Origin of the sequence: Sedimentibacter acidaminivorans (genome assembly GCF_017873955.1) — a bacterium.
Taxonomy (GTDB): domain Bacteria; phylum Bacillota; class Clostridia; order Tissierellales; family Sedimentibacteraceae; genus Sedimentibacter; species Sedimentibacter acidaminivorans.
In genome coordinates, this window is record NZ_JAGGKS010000003.1 from 92,734 (window position 1) to 105,587 (window position 12,854).

The window sequence follows — 12,854 nt, forward strand, 5'->3', positions numbered from 1 at the left end:
ATTTGATATCTTTTTATTTGCTTTTATTTATTTATTTCTAAATTTTTGTGTTTTCTAAGCTTTAACATCAAGAATAGCATTGCAGGGATGTAGAATATTGCTATCACTCCAAATGTTATTGAAAAGCCGATATGTTCTGCAAGTAACCCAAACAATGGAAATATGCATATCATAAATATGCTGAAACAGAGACTGTCGAATGATAAGATTGTTGCCCTATGCTCTGATGGTATCCTTGAATTTATATAATCACTGAATATTGTAAATGCTAGGCCTCCTGTAACTGAGGTTAATAGAAAAAACAATATAGATAATTCCTTAATAAATGCTAATCCTGCTAAAGCAATAATATTTATTATTGAGGTTCCTAATAATATTCCTTTTATTTTCAATCCGTTTTCAATTTTATAAGCATATTTAGAACTTACTGCTTCAATGAGACTACCTAGAGCACAAATAATTGCAATTTTTGTTTTAGTATAATTTAAATCTGAAAAATACTGCTGACTGTAGAAAAATACAGTAGTTTGAAGACTTCCTACTAAAGCCGAAAACATAATTAAGTATAATACTATTTTTCTATCTTTAAGCACATTAATGCTTGTTATCAATTGATTAATAACTATTTTTTCTTTTTTGTTCTGATTTTCTCTTTTGCTTTTAACTTTTTTATTATCAATATGTGGTTCGTTAAAACTAAATGAAATAATCAACGCTACTATTTGTATTACAGTACCAAATACATAGGCATAAAGGAACTGAATATCAGCTAAGATTCCGCCTAAAAGAACTGCTATACCTTGAGCAATTGACATGACAAAGGCTAACTCGCCCCATATTTTTTTATATTTTTCTTCTTCTCCTAATTCTTTTAAGCTATCATAAATTAATGCTTCTGCAGCTCCTGAATTTAAATTCATCGCCGCACAGCTTAATACAAAAGAAATTGCAAATCCCAAGAAGCTACTTGAAGTAATCATAAGAATACATGAAATTACATTAACAATTCTTCCAAGCACAACACAAAACTTTCTACCGTACAAATCTGCAAGTGCACCTGTAGGTAATTCAAAAATCAATCCTGTAATGTGATAAATTGATTCTAGTAACCCTATTTCAACCAGTGACATTCCCTTAAATGCCAGATACAGCACCCATATAGCTGAAGTTATATTTAGTTGCAAAAAAAAGTTATATACATAACTAATCGATATATTTTGTTTTAATTTTTTAATCATATTTTGTTCCTCCAAAAGTTAATTTTATTTTTTAACAAATAAAATAAGCCTCCTATCTAATCCTTCAATCTAAATAATTAGAAGAATTAAATATTAAAAGGCTTATGGAAGAAAAAGTATCCAATTAAAATAAAATATAAAAAAACTCAAGATATAAACCTTGAGTCAAAAATCTTTAATATTAGTAATTATGCAACAAATTTACATGCATTGAAATCATCTTACTAAAAGAAATAGAATCATGGATTTATACTATTGTCAGTACTTATTCTAAAAATGGATACACTTCTCCCGTCAAAAACTAAAATACCATTTTTTGAAACACAACTACTGAATTTACATTGTTTATTCAAGGTAAACTTAGAGGTACTAACTATATGAATCATGACTATCTCCTTTCTTTTATTAATTTATTTTATTATATATTAGATTATAACAATTTTCAACTACTTTATTTTATTGCTTTTTTGTAAATATATATTGCTATTAATTTATGGAAAATGTGCCACTAACATTTTGATTTCAATTAAAACTAGTCAGTACATAATCCATTCTATTGCATCCAATCGCAGAAGCAACTGAACTGCATTTTGCACGCAGCAGATAGAATATTTTCTTATCTTTAATATCACTTAATGTTTCAAAATTTGCTTGTCCTTTACTTATAATAACATCTGCTTTATTAAACTCATCATTGAATGCACTCGAACAATCCCTTAACACTGTTCCTTGTGCATTATACCCATTATCAATGACTCTTACTAAATCAACAACCCCTGTACTTATGGCATCATCCATAGTAGCATCGTTGACTATAGGACCTCCCTTAACTACATAAGTCACCTTGTTTACCGGAAGATTCTCTAATAGAAATTTATCAAATATGATTTCACCAGAATTATCAGCAATATACATAATATTTTTTGATTTTTCTACTGCTTCTCGTAAAGCAATTGTACCTGTACCGAAAATTTCATGTTTGATACTATCTTCAACAGACTTAACTATATCTGAATATTGTAGCTTTAGTCCAACTGAAAAATCAATAATATTTCCAGCAATAGCTAGTCTACAAGCCATATCAAAGCGATCTTCTGCATTATCTAACCATTTTTCCTCATTAATTCTCTCGTAAATTTCTTTAGCAATTTCATTGTACTGCTCCTTCAATCTTTTATATGGATCATTAATGCCAGTTATATTCTTAGCATGTTGATGCATCTTAAAAGCTATTTGAGGTGCTGTTTCATTGAAATTCATTTCACCTAATTCTTTTAAAGACTTTTTTATTATTTCTTCTTGCATTGTTATATTTTTTGTCGCTTCTTCAGCTATTTCAACTGCTTGTCTAGCAAGACAATATATACATTCACGTGATATCTTCATACCATTTTCTCCTTAAAATTGATGTGATTTAAATCTAAGTATACCGAAATCATTTATATACATTTAAACTTCAGCAGTATTACTTAACAAATTCATCATCAAATAATGAAGCTGTTATATCCTGAATAGGAGAAGTCTTTAATAATATATTGTTATTATTATCATAAAAAAATAGTCTTTGTCCTTTATTCACAGATCCAATATGGTCGTAATATAAATTTCTATTTGCGAGTACTCCGCCAGTTACAATTTTCTTTTTTACATCAATAATATAAACACTATTTTTTGTAATAACCTTCATAAATAACTCCCTTTATTTGAATAATATTTATTGATATAACTATACTTCTATATACAATCTACATCTCTACTATTTTGCTTCGCCTTTCCATAAGAACTGTATCTTGCCAGATTCCATCGCTGTCACGCCCAATTTTTTCTCTTATCCCAACGACTCTAAAACCACATTTTTTATGTAATGAAATACTTGCTTCATTTGTAGCGAATATTCCAGACTGCAAAGTCCATATATCATTCTTTTCTGCTTCTTCGATAACTTTATTTATAAGTTTGCACCCAATATTATTATTTCTGCTGGACTCACAAATATATATACTTACTTCAACAACACCCCTATATACATATCTACTACTTGTAGGACTTAATGCTATCCATCCTATAACTCTATCTTGTTCGTTTACAGCAACATATCTCCCGACTTTAAGATGTCCTTTGTCCCAATCTTCATATTCAGGTACTTCTGTCTGAAATGAAGCATTTTTAGTTTGTATGCCTTGCATATAAATATCAGCAACACTATCCCAATCTTCTTTTTTCATTTCACGTATTTTAAATTCCATAGTTATACCCTTCTCTTTTAATTAAAGAAATATTTTTATACTAAAAGTATGACAATACCATTGTCAATGCAATTTTCAAACCTATATTAAGACTTTCAATATCTATCCACTCGCCTCTTGTATGCGCACCGCCACCTTTTACTGTTCCAATAGTATTAGCAGGTATACCAATAGATAGTGGTATATTGGAATCAGTGGAAGATGCACTTAAATTTATTTCTCCATCATAATAATATTTTATAATTTCTTTATTCTTTTCTGTCAAATTATAAAGTTTAATTTTATCTATGTCTCCATCACATGGTCGAATTCCAATAACTTTAACATCTACACCAATATTCATTTTTCTATAACTATCAATAATAGACCAGAAAAAATTTTCCAACTGCTTTAAGCAATCTTTGTCCAATGAACGAAATTCATACAGCATAGAAGCACTTTCGGCAATTGTATTTACTGATGTTCCTCCACTAATGTTTCCTACATTATATGTTGTCTTTTCTTTTTTAGGTGGATTTATTGTATACAATGTTTGTATCATTGAAGATAAAAAATAAATTGCGTTTTGGTTCCCAAAGTTCCAATAGGAATGTCCACCTTCGGTAGTTATTGTTACTTTATATCGCTGTGAACCTACAGCTTTATTTGTACATGTGCCAACATATCCATCAAAAGAAATAAATTCCTTAATTCGTGTCCCAAAAGTTTCTACTATTTTTTTGCTACCCTTTAAATTTCCTAGTCCTTCTTCACATGAATTCATAATAAATACAAATCCTTTTTGTGGACTTAACTTCTTTTGAGTTACATATTTTGCACACATAAGAAGGTTAACTACATTAGCTGTATCATCTCCAACACCGGGTGCATAAAGACGTCCGTCTTTATTTTTTACTAGTATTTCATCTTCATCTCCAAAAACAATGTCCGTGTGTGCCATAAAAACAATAATTTCGTCAGTAGATTCACAGTTAATTGGATATACTACGTTTTTTGCATCATCAATATATACATTTTCTGCACCATTCTTTTCTAACCACTGTTTACAAAACTCAGCTCTTTTATCTTCTTTATGAGAAGGTGCTGGTATTTTAGCAAGACTAATTAGAAGCTCTAATTGCTCTTCTTTACTTTCGCTTATAAAATTAATAGCTTCTTCATTTAAACTATATTTCATTGTTTTTCTCCGTTTCAATATTAATAAATCAACAATTTTATAATCTTAATCATTTTAAATTATTTTCTTTTTCATTAAATTTTATTATCATTCTAAAAAATAATGGTATATATTTATAAAACAATCTTTTCTACAAAAGGAGATGTCATTGATGAAAGTAAAGCAGAATAATTTAAATCAAAGGAAATAACATCTCCAACATTTACGTTGGTTTCATTAGTAGAGTTAATTAATATATGGTCGCTTGTAGCGCCTAATATTTCTAAAGTAGATTTTCGAGGTCTCAATCCCTCTATATTCGTGTCTTGACGTCCAATATTTACATTATATTACAATTTGCTATTCTTTACAACGTCAAAATAATAAAGGTAAAATAATATAAATTAACTATATGGCTAAAGTATACATTAAATTAATATGAAATTACTATAAATAAAAGAGACTATATCTTAAATGAACAAAAATAATTCAAGAATATTAGTCCCTACATATAATAATTTTGATCTTTTTAGTAATTAACGAATTTTTTATTTTATATTAAAACTTTAATACTACACTATTTCGTCCATTATTCTTAGCTTCATACAAAGCTTCGTCTGCGCGTACCAATAATTTATCTTGGTTGTCTCCCAATGTATAGCTAGCAACGCCAAAGCTACATGTCTGATTATTTAACGTCGGAAATTCCCACAAACTAACAGAAGACCTTATTCTCTCAGCAACAGTGCTAGCTTCTTTAATGTTCGTATGAGGAAGTATAATTAAAAATTCATCGCCTCCCCATCTACCTACATAATCGGTTTCTCTAACATTTTCCCTTATGATATTAACTATTTGAAATAGCACATCATCTCCTACATAATGTCCATTAAAGTCATTGATTTGCTTAAATCTATCTACGTCCATCATAATTATAGAAAAATCCACATTATATCGTCCACACTTTTTGAACTCATATTCAAAAATATCTTCTATTTTTAATCTATTATAAATTTGTGTGACTTTATCAATTTCAGCAAGTTTTGTAAGTTCATCATTAGCCTGTTCCAACTCTGATGTGACAACACTAATAAAATGTACCAAACGAGAAATAATACGATTATGCCTAATAGCATATGGATCTACAATAACTGATTTGTCTGCATTATCAATCTTTGGCTCATCAGATAGTCTCGAATTTATGCGTTTTTCTCCTTCTCTCATTCCTACCACAATCATTGTTGAATTTAGTGATTGAATTTTATTATTATCTCCACTAAACTCACTATATGTATAGAATCCAACTGTAGGAGAAATGTCATTAAAGCGCTGTATTTCAAGTTCTACATCGTTTTGCATTAAAAAGCGATGACAGACACAATTAAATAAAAATATAACATCTGGTTCGAAATCATTCATAGCTTTTTCCATGAATTCAGCATTTTGTACTATTATCTCTGGGTCACCATAACCTATTCGAAATTTTTCACCAACATTCAAATCTGCTATGAATTCTATATTACCATCTTGATCTACAAAATGCGGAACACGAGCAATGATTTTACCATTTCTCTCCAATAGAAATGGAAATTCCAACACATTAAGAAAAAAACTATTATCATTTTTAATTTTTAAGTAACGTTTGTAAATTTCAAATGCCCTTACACCATCAATTTTTTTCACTAACCTACCATCTGTTTCAGTAATGGTCATTTCTTTACTCAATGGTTGCCATCCTAAACAAGAGTTTAAACTAATATGTAAATCATTCCCCAAGAAAACTACTGCAATAACTCCATGCTCATAAAAGTTATTTCCGCAAAAAATCATAGAACTATTTATTATTGAGTTGTCTAAAGAATAGACTCCCGCGCCCCCTCCAAATATTGGATAGTCATTTCCATTTTGAGGCATACCATTGAATAAGTTTGCCACATCAATACTTAGTGGGGTTGCAAGTATTAGAACTCCAGCAATATCTGATCCAGACTCATTTATAGCTTTGCCAAGTTGTTTACCACTTGTTAATTCATTACCTTTTAAACAGGAAATAGCAATAGGTTTTACTAATGCAGTTTCAAAAAATGATATAGATAAAACGGTTGTACCAATTAGAAGACGACCTTCTGCAATCTCTCCCGCGGTTGTTGAACCTACAAATACTGCTGTGGGAAACGCTTCTTTAATTGATTTATTAATACTCTCTATCCACGCTTGTTCGGCATGTGAACAAAAGACTTGTACAAAAATAGATTTAGCCTCTTTAGCATATGATTGTATTTCAAGAGACCATAAAAAATCTTTTAATATATTAATATCCTTTACAACATGATGAAAATTTATCATAACTACTGTAGCACCTCTCATTCATGGCATATATATAATATCTATAATCATGAATTTTTTATATTAATTCTACTACGTATCAAAATAAATTACAATTAGCAATTTATGTTATCTACTTATATTTCATCAAAGTCATATCATAAAAGAATCATCTTTATAATGTGAATACATTTATTTTTTCAATTTCTACACAATGTTCTGAATTAAATGTAAACTTTACAATCCAGGGCATTAACGTTCTGATTTCATTAAAGTTGTCATAACAAAACGATTTATCATAATAGTTAATGATTGTGCTTAAAGCGGTACCATGGCTTCCAATAACAATATTCTGATTCTCATACTCAATAAGAATTTTTTTTAATGCATTTATATTTCTTTGTTGAACTTCTCTAAGACATTCTCCGTTACTTAATTTATAATCAAAATCATTCCATTGTTTCATTGAGAATTTATTAAAATCCTCTATCCAACAATTATCAATCTTACGTTCTCTAAAATCATCTATTACAATAATATTCGTATTTGTTTTCTCTGAAAATTTATTTACTGTTTCTATTGCTCTTAAAAACGGACTGGATAATACTACATCTATATGTTTATCTTCTAAAAAATTATTTACTAATTCTACATCCTTTTTTCCTTTTGAAGTTAAAGGTCTCGTTAAATCATCATGGATATTATAATCTGGTTCTGCATGTCTTACAAAATATATAATTGTCATTAAAAACCTCCAAATTATTCAATTTACATAAAAAATATTACTTAAATTATATCATAATATTTTTTCAGTGGGAAATGATATAATTGTAAAAATTCAACCTGTAATATCAACTTTATTTCTTTATAAAGTTATCTTTTGTTTTCCATTTTTGTCAATGAATTTTCATAGTAAAAATGTATATGCTAATATTATTATGAAAAACTACAATATAAAGAGGTGAAAAATATGAAAATGAAAATGAATAAATCATTAACTACTGGAAGTTTGTTAATTGGCTTAGGTTTAAGTGCTGCAGCTGTTTATGCTGTTGCACCTACAATAAAAAATTTAGCAAATAATAAGTCAAACAAAGAAGAAATATCGAATAATAATAACATGGATGATTCTTCCAAAAACTCAATACATTAACACTAAAACCCTGATTTACAGGGTTTTTTTATATTATTTCTCAAGTTTGCATTAACTTAATTTATTCTAGTTTAAAAATAAAATAGTTATGTCATATTATTTTTTTTTCCATATAATATATCTATAAGAATTAAACTAAGAAATAAATCTATTGGATAAGACAATATAATATTCAAAATCATGATCAGGCGATGTAACGTAAGTATGCATGAGGCCGGGCCTCTTTATAAGGCAGTGGATTAGAATCCATGGGACATTTCGGAAACGAGATTCTCATGGATTTTTTACATAAAATAATAATGAAAGGTGTGTTTTAATGAAAAAAGATAATTACAAAATAGTACGACAAGTTCTTTTAATTATATTGATAGCCAATTTACTTGTGGCTATATTAAAAATTATTATAGGTTCAATGATTAAAAGTGCAAGTATGACTGCAGATGGATTTCATTCGCTTTCAGATGGATCATCTAACATAGTTGGTTTAATTGGCATTCAGCTAGCATCAAAGCCAGAAGATAAAGAGCATCCTTATGGTCATAACAAATTTGAAACACTCTCTGGTTTATTTATATCTGTTATGCTTTTTATGGTGGGCGGAAAGGTTATTATTAGTGCGATTAATAGATTTAATAATCCTGTTATACCAAATATAACTACTTTAAGCCTTATCGTGTTGCTTTTTACATTAGGTATCAATTTATTTGTATCTGTAACAGAATATAAAAAAGGGAAGGAAATGAACAGTCAGATTCTTATTTCTGATTCCATGCATACCAGAAGCGATATTTATGTATCACTTGGTGTGTTAGCTACTCTTATGGGGGTTAAATTAGGATTACCACCTATTATTGATCAAATTGCATCTTTGATTGTAGCATGTTTCATTCTGCATGCCGCATATGAAATTTTTAAAGAAAACAGTGATGTTTTAGTTGACAAATCAACTGTTGATATTGAAGTAATAAGAGACTTAGTAATGAGTTTTGAACAGGTTAGGGACGCTCATAATATTAGAAGCAGAGGAAGCCAAAATGATATGTATATTGATTTACACATTATGGTTGATCCTCATTTGAGTGTTGAAAAATCACACGAGTTGGTTCATTATATAGAAGAAGTAATTAAGGCAAATATAAATAAAAATGCACAAGTAATTGCTCATATTGAACCTTTTATAGCTGTCAATTCTAAAGCGACTTCTTTTGAATTAGTTAAAAATAGCTGAAACACCTAACGATTCAGCTATTTTTTGTCAAATACTCCCTCCCATGTAAGCTTCTTTTGTTATTTGACTGCCACATACTATGCACGATTTATCAACAGTATTTTTACTAAGTTTAGTTATATACCCCCTCCAAAGTTTCCAAATAAATCTTTTTCAGTATCCCTGCCACCATTAAATATCATCGCTTCAAGTGTAGTTTTTATAGATTTATAAAGCAAATCTTTGTTATCCTCGGTAAATGAACCTACTTTTTTCTTTGGGTGGATTTTTGCATTAAATAAAATATCTTGCAATGTTCCATTACCAAGTCCAGGAATTCTTTGTTCTGTAGCAAGTAAAGCTTTTGCGCTTAATCTTTCCGCACCTGTTGAAGAATAAATGACATTAAAATATTCAATGTCAAATTTATCAGAAATAGGAGATATTCTCTTTTTTGCATTTAAATAATATGAATGATCGACCTTGTTTTTATAAAAACACCATAATCCACCATACATTTGAACAGATGCGCTCATCGCCGATAAATCTTCAAAGTCTATCATTAGTTGATGTTTTTGAGGTCTTTTTTCTTTTTCTCCATGATATCTTAAATTAACTCCATCATGAAATAACAAAACAACATCTTCAATTGTAATTTCAACAAAACCTCCTACAGCTTCAGCATTATTAATTAACTTCCCTTCGAGTAGATTATTATACTCTAGTGGGTCTCCATTAAACCATGCAAATTTATGAGGAGACTGGGCTGCTAAGACATTTTTAATCCTTTTTCCTACAATAGTTTCATTAATTTGTTTTGCTAGTACTACTGCTTCAGGTATTTCAATCATTTTATTCACCTCAAATGTAAAACTTCCATTGTTTTTTTGGAAAACCGTATATAATTATTAATTACCAAAATGCATAATCAAATTTCAGTAACTAAGCTGTATAAAAAATTCAGATAATTATATACTTAACTTGTATTATTGCTTTTGGAGTTCATATTTATAAACTATTCACATATCATCCAAATTACTTTTTATATAAAAGTAATGTAAGTTTTTCATTTATTATTATTTTTTTCCCTGTATACTGATATCCTAATTTTTCGTAAATGTGTATATTTTTGTTTTCACCTTCAGGTACTTCTAGCCACCATGTCTTTATGCCAATGCACATTTCTTCTAAATGCTTTATTGATTCCTGAGCAAGACCACATCCTTGCATATTATTTGAAATATATATAGTAGACAAATACATTTCATTTCTACCATTATTTAATGTATAGGCATATATTCCGCCTACGTCTAAACTATCTAATATTATTTTTAAATAAATTCCTTGAGAATTTTCAATTCTTTTTTTCATTTCTGCTTCTGTAATATTTGCTGGACTAAAATTACCGTCTTGATATTTTGCTAACAAAGGCAAAAAAGCTCTTCTTTGTAAAACAAGGTGTTCTTTTAAATCATTAATAGTCATTTTTTCGAATTTAACCATATAAAGTCCCCCTACTATTTTATAATTCCATTATTTGCATTATATTACAAATTGTTATCGTTTGCAATATTAAAGTAATATAGGTGAAATTTTGAAATGATATAAAAAGACTTGTTCAAATACGCATCTATTTATCATTTTAGTGTTTTTAAAATTATTTTTGGAAAAATATTTTTTCTTACATCTTTTCTATAATTATGATCTTTTTCGTTAATTTCACATATTAATGACTTGTTCTGCATTGTATTATCAGAAACGCTAAACAGTGCCGCAAGTTTAATATTCACAATTGAAGCTGCTCTAAATGCAGCTGCTGTTTCCATTTCAATCACATTGCAACCCATTTGTAGTATTTCATCAATATAAGCAAATTGTGCAACAATTGTATCAATACTAAAGGTCGTTCCAATATGCCATTTTATATTATTTTCTTCACAAATTATTTTTGTATTGCCTTTTAACACTTCAAACATCTCTGTATCTGGATAACTCACCTCACCAAAAGCGTCATTATTTTTTAAAGGACTACCTTTTAGATATCTACTCATTCCATCACCACATACTGATAACTTAGGAATTACGATGTCACCAATATAAATGTTGTCTGATAAAGCACCAACCGATCCTACAAATATTGCTTTTTTACATTTGGTACCTCCTAACGCTAACAACGCATCCGAAAGAACAGGTGCGCCAATTCCTGTTTGTATGTATGTAATATTATAGTCATTTGTTTTTATATTCCATACATTTATATCTGCGTCATCAGAATTATTTAAAAAAGTTTTTTCATACCATAGATTATCAAACACATCTGGTTTCCACCAAGGTGCTATTATTACTTTTTCATTTATTTTATCAGCAGAAACTCCAAGTACTTGTTGACAAACATCCTCAGGAGTTGAACCAAAACGTTTCCACGAATTAACTAAATCTTTGTATTCCATATGAAATCTCCTTCCTAATATTTAGTTGTGTCAAATTGAAAAATTGATAATAACGTAAAATACATTATATGTAAATATTATACCATAAAATTTCCAAAATTGTATATTAATTTACGATCGTTATTTATTTCAACCATTAGCATTGAACCAAGTAAAAAGAAATAATAAGAATCAAGCAAAATAAAATGAACCATATCATCAGATACAGTTCATCTTATTTTTAATTTGGTTTTTCAATTATTAGAAAAATGCTAGCTTCATCTACTTCCTCAATATAGTATTGACATCCTGAAAGCTCACCTAATTTAATTAGCTCATCTTTTGAGAAAGAAGTTGAAACAAACCCATCTTTACACGCAATCATACCATTTTTAGTTTTTTCAAAATCAATTTCTCCAAGCAAGCCATTATCAGCTTGCTCTTGGAACCATGCCAACCTATGCTCCCAAAATTTATCACTGTAGGTACTAAAATAAGCCTTTCCACCAGGCTTGAGCACCTTTAAGCATTCATTAATCAAATGAGTTGATTCTCCTTTAATTGCAGATAAACCGTTTTGCAAGCAAAGTACCACATCGAAATCTTCTTCACTAAATTCAAGATTATAGGCGTCCATTACTTTAATTTCGCAGTTAGTACATTCTTTAATGTAGTCCTTTCCAAGGTCCACTGATGCTTGTGAAATATCAATTCCAACAACACTTGCAGAGAATGGTCCCAGTTCCTTGATGATACGTCCATATCCTGCTCCAATCTCTAATACTTTATCGTTCTTGCTTAAATTCTTTTGTATGAAAACGATTTCTTCATTAAAATAACGCTTAATCCTTTGATACTTAGTTTGGTAAACCTGAAATAATTTTACAGAGTTTAAATTCTCTTCATAATAATTAGACATAATTCTCCTCCAAAATATTTTTTGAAATAAAAACTATATTGCCCTACTTATAAGTTACTTTTATTATACCAATCCAACATCGAATAATTGTCGATAAAATAATAAAACGCTTTACTGGTTGATATGATCCTATACGGTAAACAATTTTATTATTTATACTGTCTACTATAATGATCATACC

At 29.0% G+C, this 12,854-nt stretch carries 14 protein-coding genes and 1 riboswitch; of the genes, 2 read left to right on the plus strand and 12 right to left on the minus strand.

Annotation, left to right across the window (positions count from 1 at the left end; translation table 11 throughout):
* Window positions 1–23: 23 nt before the first annotated feature.
* From J2Z76_RS05995 to J2Z76_RS06030, 8 genes are all read right to left on the minus strand, one after another.
* A complete protein-coding gene (locus J2Z76_RS05995) occupies window positions 24–1,238 on the minus strand; it encodes an MFS transporter (protein ID WP_209511113.1) in 1,215 nt (404 codons plus the stop codon).
* Between the two features lie 522 nt (window positions 1,239–1,760).
* A complete protein-coding gene (locus J2Z76_RS06000; protein WP_209511114.1) occupies window positions 1,761–2,624 on the minus strand; it encodes a damage-control phosphatase ARMT1 family protein in 864 nt (287 codons plus the stop codon).
* 79 nt (window positions 2,625–2,703) lie between these two features.
* Window positions 2,704–2,925 (minus strand): hypothetical protein, encoded by a 222-nt coding sequence (locus tag J2Z76_RS06005; RefSeq protein WP_209511115.1) that lies wholly within the window; start codon window positions 2,923–2,925, stop codon window positions 2,704–2,706.
* Window positions 2,926–2,983: 58 nt separating this feature from the next.
* A complete protein-coding gene (locus J2Z76_RS06010) occupies window positions 2,984–3,484 on the minus strand; it encodes a GNAT family N-acetyltransferase (protein WP_209511116.1) in 501 nt (166 codons plus the stop codon).
* 40 nt (window positions 3,485–3,524) lie between these two features.
* The gene (locus J2Z76_RS06015; protein WP_209511117.1) at window positions 3,525–4,661 is read right to left on the minus strand and encodes a M20/M25/M40 family metallo-hydrolase; all 1,137 of its coding nucleotides are present in this window, start codon (window positions 4,659–4,661) and stop codon (window positions 3,525–3,527) included.
* A gap of 113 nt (window positions 4,662–4,774) precedes the next feature.
* Window positions 4,775–4,948: a hypothetical protein gene (locus J2Z76_RS06020; protein WP_209511118.1), complete on the minus strand. Its 174-nt coding sequence runs from the start codon at window positions 4,946–4,948 to the stop codon at window positions 4,775–4,777.
* 250 nt (window positions 4,949–5,198) lie between these two features.
* The gene (locus J2Z76_RS06025; RefSeq protein ID WP_209511119.1) at window positions 5,199–7,007 is read right to left on the minus strand and encodes a sensor domain-containing diguanylate cyclase; all 1,809 of its coding nucleotides are present in this window, start codon (window positions 7,005–7,007) and stop codon (window positions 5,199–5,201) included.
* 133 nt (window positions 7,008–7,140) lie between these two features.
* Window positions 7,141–7,710, minus strand: coding sequence for a histidine phosphatase family protein (locus J2Z76_RS06030; protein ID WP_209511120.1), 570 nt, complete (start codon window positions 7,708–7,710; stop codon window positions 7,141–7,143).
* A gap of 225 nt (window positions 7,711–7,935) precedes the next feature.
* Here J2Z76_RS06030 and J2Z76_RS06035 point away from each other — a divergent pair, with 225 nt between their 5' ends.
* Together J2Z76_RS06035 and J2Z76_RS06040 are read left to right on the plus strand one after the other, a co-directional pair.
* Window positions 7,936–8,118: a hypothetical protein gene (locus J2Z76_RS06035; protein ID WP_209511400.1), complete on the plus strand. Its 183-nt coding sequence runs from the start codon at window positions 7,936–7,938 to the stop codon at window positions 8,116–8,118.
* Between the two features lie 168 nt (window positions 8,119–8,286).
* Window positions 8,287–8,377: riboswitch (NiCo riboswitch) on the plus strand.
* Between the two features lie 57 nt (window positions 8,378–8,434).
* Window positions 8,435–9,346, plus strand: coding sequence for a cation diffusion facilitator family transporter (locus J2Z76_RS06040; RefSeq protein ID WP_209511121.1), 912 nt, complete (start codon window positions 8,435–8,437; stop codon window positions 9,344–9,346).
* 116 nt (window positions 9,347–9,462) lie between these two features.
* On the opposite strand, the gene J2Z76_RS06045 is transcribed toward J2Z76_RS06040, so the two are convergent.
* The 4 genes from J2Z76_RS06045 to J2Z76_RS06060 form a co-directional block, all read right to left on the minus strand.
* The gene (locus J2Z76_RS06045; RefSeq protein WP_342455018.1) at window positions 9,463–10,176 is read right to left on the minus strand and encodes a DNA-formamidopyrimidine glycosylase family protein; all 714 of its coding nucleotides are present in this window, start codon (window positions 10,174–10,176) and stop codon (window positions 9,463–9,465) included.
* 184 nt (window positions 10,177–10,360) lie between these two features.
* Window positions 10,361–10,828: a GNAT family N-acetyltransferase gene (locus J2Z76_RS06050; RefSeq protein ID WP_209511122.1), complete on the minus strand. Its 468-nt coding sequence runs from the start codon at window positions 10,826–10,828 to the stop codon at window positions 10,361–10,363.
* A 134-nt stretch (window positions 10,829–10,962) separates the two neighbouring features.
* Entirely contained in the window at window positions 10,963–11,775 is an 813-nt protein-coding gene (locus J2Z76_RS06055) for a phosphorylase family protein (protein ID WP_209511123.1), read from the minus strand.
* A 220-nt stretch (window positions 11,776–11,995) separates the two neighbouring features.
* Entirely contained in the window at window positions 11,996–12,673 is a 678-nt protein-coding gene (locus J2Z76_RS06060; RefSeq protein WP_209511124.1) for a class I SAM-dependent methyltransferase, read from the minus strand.
* Window positions 12,674–12,854: the final 181 nt, after the last annotated feature.

What these genes read in the sequence shown, in the direction of transcription:
- J2Z76_RS06015 (WP_209511117.1), bottom strand. Translation starts at nt 4,661, where the DNA reads ATGAAATATAGTTTAAATGAAGAAGCTATTAATTTTATAAGCGAAAGT.
- J2Z76_RS06010 (WP_209511116.1), bottom strand. Translation starts at nt 3,484, where the DNA reads ATGGAATTTAAAATACGTGAAATGAAAAAAGAAGATTGGGATAGTGTT.
- J2Z76_RS06060 (WP_209511124.1), bottom strand. Translation starts at nt 12,673, where the DNA reads ATGTCTAATTATTATGAAGAGAATTTAAACTCTGTAAAATTATTTCAG.
- J2Z76_RS06055 (WP_209511123.1), bottom strand. Translation starts at nt 11,775, where the DNA reads ATGGAATACAAAGATTTAGTTAATTCGTGGAAACGTTTTGGTTCAACT.
- J2Z76_RS06005 (WP_209511115.1), bottom strand. Translation starts at nt 2,925, where the DNA reads ATGAAGGTTATTACAAAAAATAGTGTTTATATTATTGATGTAAAAAAG.
- J2Z76_RS06045 (WP_342455018.1), bottom strand. Translation starts at nt 10,176, where the DNA reads ATGATTGAAATACCTGAAGCAGTAGTACTAGCAAAACAAATTAATGAA.
- J2Z76_RS06040 (WP_209511121.1), top strand. Translation starts at nt 8,435, where the DNA reads ATGAAAAAAGATAATTACAAAATAGTACGACAAGTTCTTTTAATTATA.
- J2Z76_RS06050 (WP_209511122.1), bottom strand. Translation starts at nt 10,828, where the DNA reads ATGGTTAAATTCGAAAAAATGACTATTAATGATTTAAAAGAACACCTT.
- J2Z76_RS05995 (WP_209511113.1), bottom strand. Translation starts at nt 1,238, where the DNA reads ATGATTAAAAAATTAAAACAAAATATATCGATTAGTTATGTATATAAC.
- J2Z76_RS06035 (WP_209511400.1), top strand. Translation starts at nt 7,936, where the DNA reads ATGAAAATGAAAATGAATAAATCATTAACTACTGGAAGTTTGTTAATT.
- J2Z76_RS06000 (WP_209511114.1), bottom strand. Translation starts at nt 2,624, where the DNA reads ATGAAGATATCACGTGAATGTATATATTGTCTTGCTAGACAAGCAGTT.
- J2Z76_RS06025 (WP_209511119.1), bottom strand. Translation starts at nt 7,007, where the DNA reads ATGAGAGGTGCTACAGTAGTTATGATAAATTTTCATCATGTTGTAAAG.
- J2Z76_RS06030 (WP_209511120.1), bottom strand. Translation starts at nt 7,710, where the DNA reads ATGACAATTATATATTTTGTAAGACATGCAGAACCAGATTATAATATC.